The 16,673-nt window shown below is 65.0% G+C and carries 13 protein-coding genes and 2 pseudogenes; 8 read left to right on the top strand and 7 right to left on the bottom strand.

What is annotated here, in order from left to right:
- Positions 1–65 precede the first annotated feature (65 nt).
- Both D187_RS25455 and D187_RS59285 read right to left on the bottom strand, forming a co-directional pair.
- Positions 66–1,169, bottom strand: a complete 1,104-nt coding sequence (locus D187_RS25455) for a hypothetical protein (protein ID WP_155893565.1) — start codon at positions 1,167–1,169, stop codon at positions 66–68.
- Positions 1,170–1,188: 19 nt separating this feature from the next.
- Positions 1,189–1,374: pseudogene (locus D187_RS59285) on the bottom strand (nucleotide disphospho-sugar-binding domain-containing protein); the annotation flags it as partial.
- Positions 1,375–1,612: 238 nt separating this feature from the next.
- Here D187_RS59285 and D187_RS25450 point away from each other — a divergent pair.
- The 3 genes from D187_RS25450 to D187_RS55460 are packed head-to-tail and all read left to right on the top strand — an operon-like array spanning position 1,613 to position 3,680.
- Entirely contained in the window at positions 1,613–2,197 is a 585-nt protein-coding gene (locus tag D187_RS25450; protein ID WP_002632198.1) for a serine/threonine-protein kinase, read from the top strand.
- A 42-nt stretch (positions 2,198–2,239) separates the two neighbouring features.
- Positions 2,240–3,322: a hypothetical protein gene (locus D187_RS55465; RefSeq protein ID WP_155893564.1), complete on the top strand. Its 1,083-nt coding sequence runs from the start codon at positions 2,240–2,242 to the stop codon at positions 3,320–3,322.
- 4 nt (positions 3,323–3,326) lie between these two features.
- A complete protein-coding gene (locus D187_RS55460; RefSeq protein WP_002632196.1) occupies positions 3,327–3,680 on the top strand; it encodes a hypothetical protein in 354 nt (117 codons plus the stop codon).
- A gap of 567 nt (positions 3,681–4,247) precedes the next feature.
- On the opposite strand, the pseudogene D187_RS52635 reads toward D187_RS55460, so the two are convergent.
- Positions 4,248–4,496: pseudogene (locus D187_RS52635) on the bottom strand (transposase); the annotation flags it as partial.
- A gap of 542 nt (positions 4,497–5,038) precedes the next feature.
- Positions 5,039–6,337 carry an alpha/beta hydrolase gene (locus D187_RS25435; protein WP_081713853.1) on the bottom strand — a complete coding sequence of 433 codons (1,299 nt, stop codon included), beginning with the start codon at positions 6,335–6,337 and terminating at the stop codon, positions 5,039–5,041.
- Between the two features lie 417 nt (positions 6,338–6,754).
- Here D187_RS25435 and D187_RS25430 point away from each other — a divergent pair, with 417 nt between their 5' ends.
- The 3 genes from D187_RS25430 to D187_RS59275 all read left to right on the top strand — a co-directional run bounded on the left by D187_RS25430 (position 6,755) and on the right by D187_RS59275 (position 9,384).
- Entirely contained in the window at positions 6,755–8,320 is a 1,566-nt protein-coding gene (locus D187_RS25430) for an RICIN domain-containing protein (protein ID WP_081713852.1), read from the top strand.
- A gap of 210 nt (positions 8,321–8,530) precedes the next feature.
- On the top strand, positions 8,531–8,893 hold the full coding sequence (locus D187_RS59280; protein WP_081713851.1) for a helix-turn-helix domain-containing protein: 363 nt from the start codon (positions 8,531–8,533) through the stop codon (positions 8,891–8,893).
- Positions 8,894–8,925: 32 nt separating this feature from the next.
- Positions 8,926–9,384, top strand: a complete 459-nt coding sequence (locus D187_RS59275; protein ID WP_368665054.1) for a transposase — start codon at positions 8,926–8,928, stop codon at positions 9,382–9,384.
- A gap of 23 nt (positions 9,385–9,407) precedes the next feature.
- Here D187_RS59275 and D187_RS55455 read toward each other — a convergent pair whose 3' ends face one another.
- The 3 genes from D187_RS55455 to D187_RS25415 all read right to left on the bottom strand — a co-directional run bounded on the left by D187_RS55455 (position 9,408) and on the right by D187_RS25415 (position 13,962).
- Complete coding sequence (locus tag D187_RS55455; protein ID WP_002621856.1) at positions 9,408–9,545, bottom strand: hypothetical protein; 138 nt, start codon at positions 9,543–9,545, stop codon at positions 9,408–9,410.
- Positions 9,546–10,739: 1,194 nt separating this feature from the next.
- Positions 10,740–11,036, bottom strand: coding sequence for a HEAT repeat domain-containing protein (locus tag D187_RS25420; protein WP_002621855.1), 297 nt, complete (start codon positions 11,034–11,036; stop codon positions 10,740–10,742).
- Between the two features lie 928 nt (positions 11,037–11,964).
- Complete coding sequence (locus D187_RS25415; protein WP_081713848.1) at positions 11,965–13,962, bottom strand: S46 family peptidase; 1,998 nt, start codon at positions 13,960–13,962, stop codon at positions 11,965–11,967.
- Between the two features lie 251 nt (positions 13,963–14,213).
- On the opposite strand from D187_RS25415, the gene D187_RS25410 reads away from it, so the two are divergent.
- Positions 14,214–15,410 carry a hypothetical protein gene (locus D187_RS25410; protein WP_002621851.1) on the top strand — a complete coding sequence of 399 codons (1,197 nt, stop codon included), beginning with the start codon at positions 14,214–14,216 and terminating at the stop codon, positions 15,408–15,410.
- A 128-nt stretch (positions 15,411–15,538) separates the two neighbouring features.
- Positions 15,539–16,672, top strand: a complete 1,134-nt coding sequence (locus tag D187_RS25405; protein WP_002621850.1) for an esterase/lipase family protein — start codon at positions 15,539–15,541, stop codon at positions 16,670–16,672.
- The last annotated feature ends 1 nt before the right edge of the window (position 16,673 follow it).

Here is a 16,673-nt window from a genome sequence, read left to right as displayed (position 1 = left end):
CTGGCGCACACGAATCGTCTGACACCTTCTTCGGGGCCCGCTGGGCCTGGGGCCGCACCCCGCATCTAATTCATGGCATGGATCTCAGTGAACCGTCCTGAGTCCTGCAATACCTTGTTCTCCTGGGTCACCAGATCATAAACACCGGTGATGGGATGACCCGTGCTGTCTTCCGCGAGATAGTAAACACGATTTTCACTCGTCGAAATAGAAGTGACGTTATAGCCTGACAAGATAAAGACGGGATTGGGTTCACCTCGTTTGACGACAGTTACCTTGCTGAGCTCGCGCACGATGAAATAATCACCGGTCTTATGCAGCACGGAATTCGAGCTGCAACTCATGCACGGGGAGCCGGGTTGGAATCCGTATTCATTGACAAGCGTGAGACCACCGTGAACGTCAACTTCACCGAGATAAAAAAGGTTGAAGTCGCTTCCCAGCCCCTGAGCAAGCACCACGGCTCCGTTCTCACTGCGTACGCCCTCATGGTTCAACGCGAGGACGTCACCTTCCGTGCGCTCGCCGGTAGCCATGTCGATCACTGTCTTGGGTTGGCAATCATCAATCACCGCGTGGGTGGCATCCAAAGCCATGACATGCGGTCCGTTACAGCTCATGACGTTGTAGCGCACTCCGTCAACAGTGTTGAGGATCTGGTGAATGGACCTATCACTGATAATGACAAAGTTGCCAGACATGGTGTCCACGAGCGGACGGGTGAGCGTGGTTTGTATTGGCTCCAACGTCAAGGTCGACTTTCTAAGCACCGTGCTGGTGACAAATACAACATCGCCGTTATCGTTCTCCCCAATGAATCTCCCGATGTCCGCTGGGAGTTCGCCGGAGGTGTTGTCAGGCTTTACATAGAAAGTCCGGAGGTCATCCGTTCCTGTGGCACGAGTCGTGACTATCATGCCCCAGGAGATTGCATTGACACTCACCACTTCCGATCCTTCAAGTACGGGAGTGACATCGCCATTCGCTTCAATCTTGAAAAGGTTTGATTCCGCAGCCTTTGAACGCCCGGAACTGATGCCCTGCTGGCTATAGAGAAGAGCCTTTGCACCCTTGAGGTTGAAGGTCAGGTCCTTGGATCCAGAGCCTTCATCACTGCAGGAGATGACAACGGCAGAAAGAACAAGAAGTGAGGCAAGAGTCTTTTTCATGGGTGTATGCAAAGGTAAGTCACGAAGGTGAGGGCGTGACTCTAGCACTACTGCGGTAGGGGTAGGCGAGCATAGCCCTGCTCGTGGACGTGGTGGCCGAACATGAACTGGTCCACCGCGTGGGCACCACCAACTGGGGAATACCGGCACGCACCGACGCCGCCGTGGTCCCCGCCCCACCGTGATGCACCGCGCCCGCCAGACGCGGAGGTAGGGCCCCCCCACCGAGTCTGCGAGCAGGTGCGCCGCCATCGTCGCGCCCCCATCCACCAGGTCCACGCCCTGGAGCCGCGGCTCGATGTGCGCCACCTGCAACTCGAACTCGCCGTCGAGGGTGTCAAAGGACTCGTTCCGACATCTCGTCTCCTACGAATCGTCTGACACCTTCTTGGGGCTGGGGCGAGGCGCGGCGGGCTGGGGACTACGCCCAGGACGAGGACTTCGTGACGCTGTTCCGCCGCGAGGCGGAGCCGGGCTCGCTCCTCAACCACTCCAACATCGTCCAGGAGCTTGACGTGGGCCGGTTCCAGGACACCTACTTCATGGTGATGGAACACATCGAAGGACTGTCCCTGCGGGAGTTGCTCAAGAGCCACCGGCCCCTTCCACCCACCGTGGTGGCCTACATCGGGACCGAGCTCGGCGAGGCACTCGACTACGTCCATCGGCGCACCTCCCGCGAGGGTCTCCCGCTCAACCTCGTCCACCGAGACGTCAAGCCGCCCAACATCCTCTTGTCGCGCATCGGTGAAGTGAAGCTGGGGGACTTCGGAGTGGCCCGCGCGGCCATCCACGTCCGCCTCACCCAGGCGGACCGCGTCTGCGGCAAGCTGGGTTACCTGGCTCCAGAGCAGGCCCGGGGCGAGCCCTTCGACGGGCGCGCGAATCTCTTCGCGCTCGGTCTCGCGTTGCACGAGGCCCTCACCGGGCGACGCGTCTTCTCGATATCCCAATGGGCCACGGGAGTTGGTCATCCCCCCGTCCAGCCCCAGAGCGAGGAGCCCACGACGGTCCTGCCCCGCGCATGAATACTGCTCAATCAACCCAATCACAAACCAGGGAGGCTCATCATGAGAAAAGAAAACAGACTTCGGACAATCATCGCCCCTTATTCAGTATTGTTTTTTCTCTACAGCGCGCAGGCGGGTGCGGAACCCACCGTGAAATCTGGCGGCCTGTCGTTGAAACGGCTCAGCGTGGAGACGCCTGCTGGCGCAGAAGGAGACATTGCGTTTGCCTCGGAAACTCCGCGAGGGAATGCCAACGCGGGCATCTCGGTAACCCGGCCCCCGTTTTCGGCAAGCTTGCTTTTCGATGTGACCGGCGACAGATTCAATGGTGGTGATTCGTTGACAGCCGCGGAGCCGGACGATTTCTGGTTCTTCAGCGTCCCGGCGGATAGAACGATCCTTTTCCAAATATCGTCAAGCAACCCGGACTACATTGTAGAATTGTATGAAATCGATTGGACGACGGCAACCGCATACCCGACTTCGGTCGGCGGGTACGCCGGCAGCCCCGTCGCGAACAACGGGCTTCCGGCCGGCGATTGGGCGCTTAGAGTCTATTCGGCCGGTGCGTTGGGGAACACCTATACGATCAAGTTGAATGCCGCCAATCCTCGAGGCGCGTCGAGCATCCGCTCCCTCTCCGGTTCCTATCTGCAGGCGGTACTGGGGTATCCCAATGGCGACATCTACGCGAATGGGTCCTACGTCGTTACGGTTGGAGGAACCAATGCGCACCTCGATTGGAAAAGAGAATTCTACTTTCCCTGGGACGGAAACTACGAAAGCCGCACCCACTCCATCTATTCAGCCAAAATACTCAATGTTTCCGCGCCCGTCAGCTACACTTCCAGCTATGCAAGCTCAACCAATGCGATCCTGATCTACCTCAATGAGGGCACGGGTTTCATGCACCATCAATCGTCATTCCGCTCGGGTCCTCCGGTTCAGTATTACAGTTCGTTCGTCGATACGATTGGCAAGACAACGCCGAGATGGCTGGATTCGGACGACTTGACGAACTGGGGAGATCAGATTCTGATTTATGACTTGAACACGGGCAAACCGATCGACTTCTTCAGCGTGCTGAACTTCTACTACGCCAGCGGGGTAGAAGCAGTGCCGACAATAACCTGGTTGAATTAACGACTTGACCGAGAGGCGTTCCCTTGTAAGGGAACGCCTCTCGATCAACGCCATCAGCAACGACGACCTCAACACCTTCCTCGAGAACGGCGCCAGCCAGGAGACGAAGCTCGGATTCCTCGACGGCGTCAAGTCCGCGGCGCTCGGCTCGGGCGACGACGCCTTCTTCGCGGCCCGCATGGCGGGTGACGTCATCGCCTCCCCACTCGGAGAGTTTCCACTCCGAGTGGGCCTCTTCTTCCGCGACGCGCCCGCTCTTCGCCCATCCCGACCAGGCTCCCTCGTGGCAGGCTTGACGCCTTCCCAGCGCCCCCTCGGCAGCCGGTCCATCTCCTCGGGTTGCACGCAAAAAGTATAGGACGGACAGGAGCCCTGTTGAGAGGAGGCGGCCTGGAGCGGAGGTGGCGAGGAGGGCCGCTGACGGGGGCCCGCCCGAGCAGTGAGCCAGGCGGGTGGAGAAGCCGCGCTGCCCCTTGGGGTACACGCCGGCCCAGGCCGCCCTCCCATGCGGTGCGCGGCAGGGGCCTGGCTCTGTTGGCGCTGGCGGCTTGAGCTTCAACACCACGCGGCTTGGAGGGGCCCGTGCGCCGGGGCCAGCCTCGCACCTGCCGTGGCCAGGCCCAGGTGCTCCAGAATCGCTCGCACCCCTCCCGCCTCGTTCACGTACGCCAGCACCCGCCGCCTGCCTCCCCACCTCACGCAGACGAACACGTCGAAGTCGAACGTCCTCTTGAGCCACTCTGCGAAAGTCCACTCGCGGCGTCTTCTCCTTCATCGGTTCCTTCCTGGCCGCTACCTCAAGCCTCGCGCTCGCCTCCTCCACACCTGCTTGAGGGAGCAGAAATGGCCGCAGTTTGGCGCCTGGAGCGAAGACGCCGTGAAACCTCGTGAGGTTTGCCCGAGGCGGAGGCACCAGGGATGCCAGGCGACGCAGCAACTCCAGCCCGGTGAAGAGCAGGTGCGTGGTGCCGTCCGGCAGCGGGCGCCTCATGCGGTAGGTGATGCGGCCGTCCTCCGCTCGTGACAAACGTTCCAGCGCCAGCGCACCGCGTGCCCCGTAGCGGCCTGGCCGCTCCAGTCCCTGCCTGTCGTTGGCATGCAGGTGCGTATTGGCGTGCAGGGAGAAGCCCTCCAGGAAGGTGCACCGGGGCTGCTTTCGGGGAGGAGGCCGCACGTCCACCTCCGTCCAGCGCAGTCGCTGCTGCAGGGAATGCGCCTGGTACGCCTGCAGCGCGTCCTCGGGCCCTTGCGCGGGCAGGGCCCCTCTTTTCTCCAACAGTCGCAACTCCACCACCACCGGTGACGGCGGCACCGACGACCTCACCGTGTCTGGCACCGGCCGCTACGTGCGCATGAACGGCACCCAGCGCGCGCTGACCGGCTACGGCTACTCGCTGTGGGAGTTCCAGGTGTACGGCACTCAGCCGTGAGGACGGGTCCGCTCCCCGCGCCATCGCGCGCGGGGAGCCCGGTCCTGCCGCCGCGCGTGGCTTGGTGCGGTGGGTGCTACTGATTTGGTGGAGATCCCGAAACACGACGAGCCCTTGGTTGCTCTCGAAGGGAGGAGCTCGAGGATTTGAGAATGCCACCCGCGGCAGCTCGTCGCAGGTGGCGTTTTCATCTCAACCAACTTGAGCAGCACGACATCACCCGCATCCTGTGCACGCCTCGCTCCGGCCGGGTTGAGCCGCTGGGGTGGCCGCGGTCAATGCGTCCCTATCGCCCTGCCGACACAAAGGCGTTCCGATCGGATGCCGTCGGCTCATCGGGCAGCGGACCCGGCTGCTGCGCCACGAAGCGCACGATCGCCTCGCGTGTCAGGCGTTGCCCACGCTCGTTGCCCCAGGGGATATGTCCCACACCCGGAATCAGGTGACTGCGGGCGATCCGGTAGACATCGAAGTACTCCATCGCCCGGCCGCGCGGGATATAGCTGCATTCGCCGAGCAGCAACAACACGGAAGAGGACATCCCCGTGAGGTCGGGCGTCGGGCTCCCCTGCGCCTCCCGGCTGATGCGGAAATTGGCCAACAGGTTGAATCGCTCCGGCTCGAATGCCTCGAGCAGCCCGGTATCGCCCTTGCAGAACGCGTTGGCGACCAACGCACGTTGCACGTCCGGCGTGTAATGGTTGATGAACTCTTCCTGCGACACATAGCGCTGATCCGCCGGCAGCGCCAAGGCCAGCAACGCGCGCGGCGCCATGAGCCTGGCCAGCACCGCGGCGCTGGGCGGCCGCGCACCATCCGGCGCGCGCGTGGTCTTGTCCGCCATCATGGGGCTGGAGGAGAACGCCGCTCCGGGAATCTTGCCGGGCTCGGTCAACACGACGTACTTCACGCGATCGCGCACCTCGGCCCGCATCAGCGCGGAGGTGACCAACGTCGCGCCATACGATTGCCCCACCAGCACCACGGGCTTGTTGACGCGCTCGAGCACCGCCACGAGATCGTTGACGTTGTTCTGGTGCGTGTAGGTGCGCGCATGGCCCAGGGGCGATCGGCCGGCGCCGAATTGGTCGTAGAGCACCACGTCGAAACCGTCGCGGGCGAATTCCGCGAAGAAGCGGCGATCGAAGTCGCGCACGTAGGCGCCGGGCCCGCCGTGCACGAACACCAGCGCCAGTCCGTTGGCGGAAGCAGCATCTGCGGGCGGATACCGATAGACCGCCACCTTGCGATCTGGCCCGGTCGGCCAAAGCTGCACCGTCACGTCCGCCGGCAAGGAAGGCAGCACGGACGGCGCCAGCGGGATCATCAGGTATCCCAAGGGCGCCAGCGCCAGCAGCATCGCCACGGCGCGCTTGACGCTTGCGCCACGCGACCGCTGCCGCCACCCGCGCCACCACAGCGCACCGGCCAGCACGCTCGCGCACCCCAGGGCGACATAACCGCCACCTGCCCCTCGGCTGGCCCAGGTCGCCACGAAGAATGCGAGCCATACCGCGAGGATCCGCAGCAAGCCACCCCATGCGCGAACAGGCTTTTGAAAGATTCCTTGGATGCCGATACGCATGGACCTTCCCGACCGGATGTACAGCAGGATGTCTTCGAAACGCAGGTGCTCTGGGCTTGGACAGAGGCAGTGGCTGCACCAGATTTCATATCCCGTCACCCTGGTCAGTCCAGTTCGAAACACCTATGGGATTCAGGCGCATAGGCGGAAGAGAGGCCGTGTTGAGGGTGAGGGCTGGAGCGGAGGGGCCGAGGAGGGCCGCTGACGGGGGCCGCCCAAGCAGTGCGCCAGGTGGTGGAGAAGCCGCGCGGCTGCTGCTCGTGCTGGCAATGGGGACGTGGCAGCTCCCGCGCTTGACCTAGACTCGTTTATCAAGTAATAAGCGCAAAACTTGTTTACCAGGAATAAGTAGTCACCAGGTTCTATCCGCTGTGCTCGCGTGATCTTCTGGAGGTTCCCTCGAGAAGTCCGCCCCTCATGACTGTGCTGTTGGGTGTGGAGTTGTACGTTGGTGCGAAGATTGGAGGACACATGGGTTCAATCCGCATGCGGCATTTGAAGAAGTTCACGGCGACCGTGTTGATGGCGGCCAGCGTCCCGGCTCTGGCCGGCAACGACAGGGCGGATGCCTCTTTCGATGGGTACAACCGGGCCTTCCTGGTCAAGTCCGGAGGCCAGACCTTCTACAAGAAGTCCATCAACGATGGCAGGTATGACGAAACCTTTCTCGCCGCCCTGGACATCCAGGTTGCCGAGGATGCCTACGAGCGCACGGGACGCCCTGACCAGAAGGCGCTCATCAACGACCTGTGCAAGACCTTTCTGGTCAATTACCCCCCGAACTGGTCCTGGAACGGCTGGAACGACGACATCGGCTGGTTCGCGTTGGCGTTGGTTCGCGGTTACCAGATCACGGGGAACACCGAGTTCCTGAACGCGGCCAAGTCTGGTTTCGACATGGCCTGGGCCCGTGGCTGGAACACGCAGTACAACGGCGGAGGCATCTGGGAGGAGCAACCCTATAGCGGTAACGACCCCCGCAAAGAGCCTCTTTCCAACGACAGCCTGGGAAAAGTGGCGGTGCTGCTGTATCAAAGCACGTATGACCGCTGGTACCTGGATCGTGCGACCCAGATCTATGATTGGGTGACCAGCCATCTGTATGATGCCAACAGCGGCCAGGTCTACACCGCTGTGTATCCAGACGGCCGCCTCATCAAGGACGCACAGGCTTACAACCAGGGTACGTTCGCCGACTACGCCCATCTGCTGTATCTGACGACCGGCAACGCCCGGTACTACAACGACGCCAAGAAGGCGATCGACTACGTCAGGAACAACCTGACGACGAATGGCATCATCACCACCAACAGGACTGATCTGGACACCTGGGCCGATGAAGTGGCGCGCGCCGTCGGACATTACGCTCGCGACACTCGCCAGTGGGACAACTACTACCCGTGGATGGTCCAGAATGCAGACGCCATCTGGAACAACCGCCGCACCGACTACAACCTCACCTGGAACGCTTGGGCCCAGAAGACGCCCAGCGACAACACCCTCAAGACCCCCAAGCACGACAGCGCCGTGGCGTGGCTGCAGTACACTCCCGTCGCCAAGCCCAACGCGATTGGCGGAATCCACGCCATCGTCAGCAAGCCGACTGGCCTGGCCATTGACAATGGGGGGAAGAATGGCGATGGGGCCGGGATCATTCAGTGGGGCCTGAACTACGGCCAGAATCAGAAATGGCTCTTCACGCAAAATGACGATTCCTCCTGGAACATCGTCAGCCTCTCCAGCTTCAAGGCGCTGGATGTACCGGCGGGCAACACGGCGAATGACACACAGCTGATCCAGTGGTTCCCCAACCGCAATGACAACCAGCGCTGGTGGGTGGATGTGCAAGCAGACGGCAGCTACAAGATCTGGAACAAGGCGACCGGCGGCGTTCTGGACAGTTCAAATGCCACCACCAACGGCTACAAGCTGGTTCAGTGGGGCTGGAATGGTGGCGAGGCGCAGCGCTGGTACTTGAAGTAGAGGCGTCACTTCGAGACGTAGACACCTGCCTCGCTCTCCTCGAGCAGGCCGGGAGAGCGCCCGAGCCGCGTCAACGCGCGGCTCGGGGGGCCGGAATCAGTTGATGCGCACGAGCGTGACGATCTCCGGCTGGGACTGCGGCAGCTCTGACTACGCCGGCCAGTTGAATGTTCCGGTCAAACTTGCTCTATCAGGGCTGGAGGAGGAATCATGCCACGGCCCTATTCGATGGACCTACGTGAGCGAGCCGTTGCAGCATACAAGCGTGGTGGCAGAACACTAGAGGAGGTGGCTGCCGAGTTTAGTGTCAGCGAAAAAACACTCGCTCATTGGCTGAAACTCGAGGCAGAGACGGGAAGCCTCAAGCCTCGACCGAGGGGCGGGGGCCACTTCTCGCCCATCCAAGGAGAAGTCCTGGAGACGCTCCAGCACCAGGTACGCATGCGGCCCGATGCCACGGTGCAGGAGCATTTCGAAGCGCTGGTCGCTCGCACCCAGGTCCACACCAGCCGCTCCGCGGTCATGCGAGCCCTGCGGCGTCAAGGACTGGGGCTGAAAAAAAGTCACTCGTAGCCTCGGAGCAGCGCTCCCCTTGGGTCCAGTTCCTGCGACGTGTCTTCCTCCTGCTGGTTCTGCTGCTCGACCCCCATAGGCTCGTCTTCCTCGACGAAACCGGCTGCCACATCAGCATGACGCGTACTCACGCACGAGCCCCTCCGGGGGTGCGAGTGGTGGAACATGTCCCCAGAAACCGGGGTGTCGTCACCACCGTACTGGGCGCCATGGCCCTGGACGGCATCCGGGCGCTGATGACCATCGAAGGAGCCACCACAGCCGATGTCTTCGAGGCGTTTGTCGAGTCCATGCTCGTGCCCAGGCTCAACCCGGGCGATATCGTCGTGATGGATAATGTGGGCGCGCTTTGGAACAAGTTCAAAGAACTGCTCAGGAGCATGGCCGCGCGTACCCCGCGGGAACTTGATCATGCCATCGCTGAGGCCATGGCTCTCACCACCCTCGAGGACATCGCTAGCTGGTTCAAGCATTGTGGATATAAAATATAGGAACATTCAACTGGCCGGCGTAGTCAGGCGTGGTGCTGCTCGATGCCACCGCGCCCGAAGACATCAGTGTCATGGCCAGACATCAAGGCGGCTTCCAACGGCTTGCCCAGCGCACGCTCGATGCGCTCCTCGGAAAGGATGAACTCGGAGAGACGGAACACGTTTCACGCACCGTCGAGCTCATCCAGCGCGCGGGCCCCTTTCCAGACGTCCCCCTCGCCGTCGTGACGGGAGGGAAACCCGCCATGGCATGGACCACCCCAGCGCAAGCCCTCGCCGCGCGCAGTGGCGAGCACGCCCACGGCGACGCCGATGGCGCGCAACTCACCCGTCGCGGTCAGGGGCCTGGGCCTTGCGACGGCCAGGGGGACGCGCGTGTCGGCCGGCTTCGACTCAGACTCCGAAATACCTGTGCCGAAGAAGAATCTGCCAACCTTTCCAGCTATTCGGTCCCATGACTCCGTCGATAGGCCCGGTGTACCCCTCATCTCTTGCTGCCCGCTGCATGGCCTTGTAGGTGTTCTGCCCAGGAACACCATCCGCCGGGCCCGTGTAGCCATAATACCGTGCGAGAAAGAGCTGCACGCCTTTCCAGCTATTGGCTCCCATGACCCCGTCGACAGGCCCGGTGTAGCCGAACTCCAACGCAGGACCTCCTTGCATCTGGCAATAAACCGTCTTATTTGGAAGCGACGATGCGCCAGGAGGGTCATACACGTGTGCCGTGCAGTATGAGGTCCATGTGTTGAGCTGTTGGACCTCCCCTCCCTGGTGAGAGTCTCCAACGGCCTCGGAAGGGGTGCTGCCAGGACTCGTGTCTTCCCCCTCGTGTCCGGGCTCATCCGGAGCGGTGGACGAGGGCTGCGCACCACTCTCGATAGAGCCGTTGATCTGCTCGGGACCACCACAACCCATGGCAAGGACCGTTCCGAGCACGGACACACACGCAACACAGAGACGCTTCTTCATGGACTCCTCCGTTTGTCGCTTGTTCTCAACACACCCGAGCGAAGTCCAAACCTCGAACTCCGGCTCCTGTTCCTGATGGTTCTACCGTCAGATTGGATGATGCGACTCAAGCACTCGTGACACTGACAAATGATGATGACCGCGCATGCCGACCCTGTTTTATGTATTGTGATTCAAACCAGAGCGACAGAGGTTTCGCACGAAATTCTTTTCATCTCGCCCGGAGAGCAACCGAGCCGTCTGCCCAGCGTCAAATAATTCTCCCCTTGGCGGGAATCATCCTCCCCCAAGGGCCGAGCTGAGTGAGGAGACGGCCCAGGAATGAGGTCCGAGGCGTCGGGCACCAGCACGAGCGCGGGGGTTCCCGTCTCGAAATGGTGCGCCTCTTACTTCGGGAGTTGGGCGCCTTGGAATGGGCCCCGGGCCAGGGCCTGGGCCGCGGCTCGCGCAACGCTCGAGACCGGATCCCTCGAGAGCGCGCTCAGTGTCTCCTCGTGGCCTTCAGCGCCCAACCTGCCCAGGGCCGTGACGGCCTCGCGCCGCATCGCCACACGCGGGTGGGAGAGGAAGGGCACCAGCAGCGACGCGTCCGAGGCGCGGCCCGTCTCCCCCAACCCGGCGAGCGCTCCGGACCTTGGGTCGCTCGCGCACAGCGCGACCCGGTACAGCTCGGCGACATCCACCGTGCCAGAGAGCCGGCGCTGCGCGTAGTCACGGATGGACCGGTGCGGGTCCAGCAGGGCCTCGCGAACCTTCGCCTCTCCGAGCGCGGGACCCGTCGCACATAGGTGACGTACGCCTCGCGCCGCACCACCATGGACCGGGAGCGCTCCATCCGCGCCAGCAGCCGCAAGAGCTCCTCGCCGGAGAAGAACGCCTCCACACGCCCCGCCGAGAGCCCTCGCACCGCCGGGTCCGGGTCGATTCGACCAGGGGCCGCGCCAGGGCCTCGGAGCCCTCCAGCACCAGCCGGAAGGCCATCCGCCGCGAGCGGCCCACCAAGGTGCCCAGGTGCGACGCCAGCCAGGCCAGCGCGTCCGGCTGGCGCAACCGTGCCATCACCCGTTCCACGAAGGGCGCGTGGTTCGCGCGCTTGAACTGGCGCAGTGCTTCCACCAAGGGGAAGTGCCGCACCAGCAGGTTCAGGGGCACTCCGGGGAGCGCCGCCGTCGCGGCCTGGAGCGCGGCCTCGCGCACCGGGCGCACCCAGTCATTGAGCCGCACGAGCAGGAAGGGCCAAGTATAGGACGGATAGGAGCCCTGTTGAGAGGAGGCGGCCTGGAGCGGAGGTGGCGAGGAGGGCCGCTGACGGGGGCCCGCCCGAGCAGTGAGCCAGGCGGGTGAAGAAGCCGCGTTGCCCCTTGGGGTACACGCCGGCCCAGGCCACCCTCCCATGAGGTGCGCGGCAGGCGCCTGGCTCGCTTGTGGGGTCGAGGCCTACGAGAGCAGGATGCGGAGGAGGGTCGCAGCCCGCGCCGGGTTGCCCTCCTCCAGGGCCTCCAACGCCGCCACGAACCTTCGGCCTTCAAGGCAGGCGGGAAAGGGCGCCAGGATCCCGCCGGACCTCTCCAGTGGCAAGACCGGTGGAAGGCCGCGCCTTCCCCCAGGAACTCAGCGCTGGTGCTCGCGCAGCTCCTTCACGAGCCGCCCGGCTCCGTAGACGTGCTCGAGCGCGCGCAGCAGGCCCTCGCCATGGACGCCCACCGCGCGGTTGGTCTCCGGCACGTAGGCGTACCGGCCGCCGAGCGATGGCAGGTTGCCGTCGAAGATGAGCCCCACCACCCGGCCCTCGCGATCCACCAGGGGAGAGCCCGAGTTGCCGCCGATGATGTCGTTGGTGGTGGCCACGTCCAGGGGCGTGTCGTCGGGCACCTTGCCCCTGGCCTTGAGCCACGTGTCCGGCAGCCGGAAGGGCTCCTTGCCCGTGTGACGCGCATAGGCTCCCGCGAACGTCGTCAACGGCGCCACGGTCTTCGTGTCTTCCCGCCAGCCCTTCACCATGCCGTAGCTCAGGCGCAGGGTGAAGGTGGCATCCGGGTAGCCCGTGGTGCCGTAGACCGCCAGCCGCGCCTTCGCGAGCAGCTCGCCATTCTTCTTGAGCACCGACTCCACCGAGTCCTCGTAGCGCGTGCGCACCTCGCGCGACAGGCCATCCACCCGGCGCGCCAGGAGGATCATCGGATCCTTCGACGCCGCGACCGCCGCCGCGCCGCCCTCGAACAGCCGCTTGCGCTCCTTCACGTCGAACAGCCGCGTGCCCTTCACCAGCGCGCGCGCCAGGTCCTCCGGCGCCTCGCGGCCGAGCACCTCACGCACGAACGCGTCATCCGCCCCGAGCGTCTCGCGCAGCTTGTTGAAGCCGAAGGTGAGCAGCCGCTCCTCCAGCTCCGGGGTGATGGGCGCCTCGCGCAGCAGTTGCTGGCGCAGGCCGGGAAGCTGGCCGTCGGTGTACTCGCGCAGCCGCTCGGCGTTGGGCTTGGGCAGCTCGTCCGCCGCGCGCACGAGCTGCCGGGCCAGGGTGAACAGCTCCGAGGGAAAGCCGTCTCCCGCCTCCTTCAGCCGGTAGCTCGCGAGCAGGGGCCGGTAGGACTCCAGCGCACGCGCCATGGCGTCCCAGGCGCCCGCCGTGGTGGCCTTGAGCGCCGGCGCCGCGTTCACCTTCGCGCGCAGATCCGCCTCCGCCTGACGCTTGCCCGCGAGCAGCGAGGGCTCGGCCAGGGCCTGATGCCGGCCGCGCAGCGCCTTCAGGCTGTTCTCCACGGAGCGCAGCTTCGCCCGGGTCGTACGCCAGCGCTCGGGCGAACCCGAGGCGTACTCGCGCAGCATGCCCCGCATCTCGGCCAGGTGCAGGAGCGTGTACGGCAGCGCCACCTCGCGCTGGAACTCCAGCTCCGCCACGGTGCTCTGGCGCTCGGTGCCGCCCGGGTGGCCGGAGACGAAGACCAGGTCTCCCTCCTTCGCCCCCTCCTTCGCCCAGGGCAGATAGGTGTCTGTCTTCAACGGCTGGCCCGTGGTGTCCCACACACGCAGGAAGGCCGCGTCGAAGCCGTAGCGGGGGAAGTTGAAGTTGTCCGCGTCCCCACCGAAAGCGGCCATGGAGAACTCGGGCGCGAAGACCAGGCGCACGTCCTGGAAGCGGCGGTACTTGTAGAGCTGGTAGCGCCCCCCGTGGAACAGCGTCACCACGTCACAGCGCCACTCGGGCCCGGTGGCGCACTCGCCCTCGATGCGCGACATCTCCGCGTTGAGCGCGGTGTTGAAGGCCGCGCCCTCCAGACCCTTCGTCGCGCCCTGGAGGCGCGCGGTGACGTCCGTCATCTCCACGAGCTGGTTGGCCTCCACCTTGGGGCAGCGCAGCTCGTCCTTGGGCTCCCTGGCGAAGAACCCCGTGGCGAGGTAGTCGCGCTTGGGCGAGGACAGGTCCTCCACGCACGAGCGGATGCAGTGGTGATTGGTCATCACCAGGCCCTCGGGCGACACGAAGCTCGCGGAGCATCCGCCCGCCAGCCGCACCGAGGACAGCCGCACCCGGTCGAGCCAGTCCTGGGAAGGCTCGAAGCCGTGGGCGGCCTTCACCGCCTCCCGGGGAAAGGCATCATAGGTCCACATGCCTTCCTCCGCGGCGGCGGGGAGGGCCAACAACGAGCCAAGGACGAGCAGACGTTTCACGGTGGGTGTTCCCGACTGTCGAGGGGGTGGAAGAGGAGCTCGGTTCTTGCCTGGGAGGGCCGGGACGTCAACCCGAGAGGAGGGGGAGAGTGGGTGCCGCTGAGGGGCGAGCAGCGGCCTCCTCGGCGGAGCGCCCTGGGTGCCGAGGCCAGACGGAGGTGCACAATCTCGAGTCACGGGAGGCGCACGACATGGACACGGCGGCATACGGCATCCCCCACGCGAGCCGTCTCATGACGGACTTCGCCGAGCGCACCGGCCTGGTCGGCTCCCGGCGCTCCTCGCGGCGCTATCTGTGGACGGACGCCTTCGCTGTCTGCAATTTCCTCGAGCTCGCACGACTGACGGGTGACTCGCGCTACCTGGAGCTCGCTCGCCACCTCGTGGATGAAGTGCATCATGTCCTCGGTCGCTACCGGGCGGACGACGCACGCGTCGGGTGGCTCAGTGGCCTGGACGAGCGGGAGGGCGAGGCGCATCCCACGCGAGGAGGCCTGCGCATCGGAAAGACCCTCCCCGAGCGCCAGCCGGACGAGCCTCCCGACGACGAGCTGGAGTGGGACCGGGATGGCCAGTACTTCCACTACCTCACGAAGTGGATGCACGCGCTCGACCAGGTTTCGCGCGCGACCGGCGACCCGCGCTTCAATCTCTGGGCAAGGGAGCTCGCCGAGGTTGCCCATGCCGCCTTCACCCGCGGCCCGCCCGGACGCCGCCGGATGGTCTGGAAGATGAGCACGGACCTGTCCCGGCCCCTCGTCTCGTCCATGGGGCAGCACGACCCGCTGGATGGGCTCATCACCTGCGTGCAGCTCGAGGCCACGAGCGCCTTGCTCCCGGGCGCGGCGGTGGGGCCCGAGCCGCGGCGGGCCGTTGAAGACTTCGCCGCGCTGCTGCGCGTCACGGATGTGCGGACGGTCGACCCGCTCGGGCTCGGTGGACTCCTCTCGGATGCCGGCCGCGTCGCGCAGCTCGGGGCAAGCGAGGCCTTCCGGGATGGCGCGCTCCTCGAGCGCCTGCTCGCCGCCGCCCTGGAAGGACTGTCCCTGTATCCGCTGTACGGCGAAGGGAGTCAGCCCGCGTCCCGGCGTCTCGCGTTCCGGGAGCTCGGGCTCGCGATCGGGCTGTCGTCCATCGGATGGATTCAGCCGGCCGTGGGCGGGAGGCCCCTCCAACGCCTGAGGAGCTTCGCCGCGCTCGGCTCCGAACTCGTCTCGTTCTGGCTCGCTCCCGAGCACCAGGCCGTGCGCTCCTGGACCGAGCACCGCGACATCAACGAGGTCATGCTCGCCACGAGCCTCATCCCCGAGGGTTTCCTGGTCCTCGAGGGGTCCAGCGGCCCGGTGGGTGTCGCGCGTGATGGATTCCGGCCCGACCCACGAGGTTGACCAGGAGCACGGCCCCACCATTTCACGGTGAGTGTTCCAGGCCTGGGAGGCCCCAGACGTCAACCAGAGCAAGGGAGCATGCACATGGGACTTGAGTTGAGGGCCCGGACCCCTGAAGGTTGGGCGGAATGGCGACGAAGCACTACATCCTCTTGGTTCCCGGCTTCTTCGGCTTCGCCAACCTGGGAGAGCTGCTGTACTTCGGGCACGTGCGCGACTACTTCGTCGCGGAGATGAAGGCCCGGGGCGTGGACGTCGAGGTGGTGCAGGTGCTCACCCACCCTACCGGCTCCATCCGCACGCGGGCGGGGGACCTGCTCAAGTCCATCGAAGCCCATGTGAAGGACGACGACTGCCCCATCCACCTCGTCGGCCACTCCACCGGAGGGCTCGATGCCCGGCTCTTCGTCAGCCCCGGAGTGCTCCTGGGCGATGACATGGACGTGGAGCGCTTCGCCCGCCGGGTGCGCACGGTGGTGACGCTGTCCACGCCCCACGCGGGCACGCCGCTCGCGTCCTTCTTCCTCGGGCTCTTCGGCCAGAAGCTGCTGCAACTGCTGTCGCTCTTCACCGTGTACGTGTTGCGCTTCGGCCGGCTGCCCTTGAGCGTGGCCTTCCGCTTCGGCAGCCTCATCACCCGGTGGGACGAGCAGCTCGGCTTCCGCCCCACCCTGTTGGATCAGCTCTTCGAGCAGCTCCTGGGCGACTTCTCCGCCGAGCGCCGCGAGGAGCTGGTGCGCTTCCTCGGGGACGTGGGCAATGACGCGTCGCTGGTCCCCCAGCTCACGCCCGAGGGCATCGACCTGTTCAACGCGAGCTGCCAGGACCGGCCCGGGGTGCGCTACGGCTCCGTCATCACCCAGGCCCGGCCTCCCTCGCTGCGCACGCGGCTGGGCGCGGGGTTGGACCCCTACGCGCAGATCACCCACACCGTCTATGCCTTCCTGTACGGGCGTACCCAGCGCATGCCCCTCACCGCCATTGCGCCGCCCACGCCCGCGCAGACCGCGGCGCTGGTGGAGGCCTACGGGGCCCTGCCGGGTCCCCAGGCGTGTGATGGCATCGTCCCCACGCGCTCGCAGGTCTACGGCCGGGTGCTGGCGGCCGTGCGCGCGGATCACCTGGACGCCATCGGCCACTTCGACCAGCCCGCGCACCGGCCGCCCCATGTGGACTGGCTCATCTCGGGCTCGGGCTTCCGCCGGCTCCATTTCGAGCGCCTGTGGCGCACCGTGGTGGACTTCATCCTCCTGCAGACGTGAG

Source organism: Cystobacter fuscus DSM 2262 (assembly GCF_000335475.2).
GTDB lineage: Bacteria > Myxococcota > Myxococcia > Myxococcales > Myxococcaceae > Cystobacter > Cystobacter fuscus.
The sequence above is the reverse complement of the archived record's forward strand: the minus strand, read 5'-3'. Positions and strand labels throughout refer to the sequence as shown.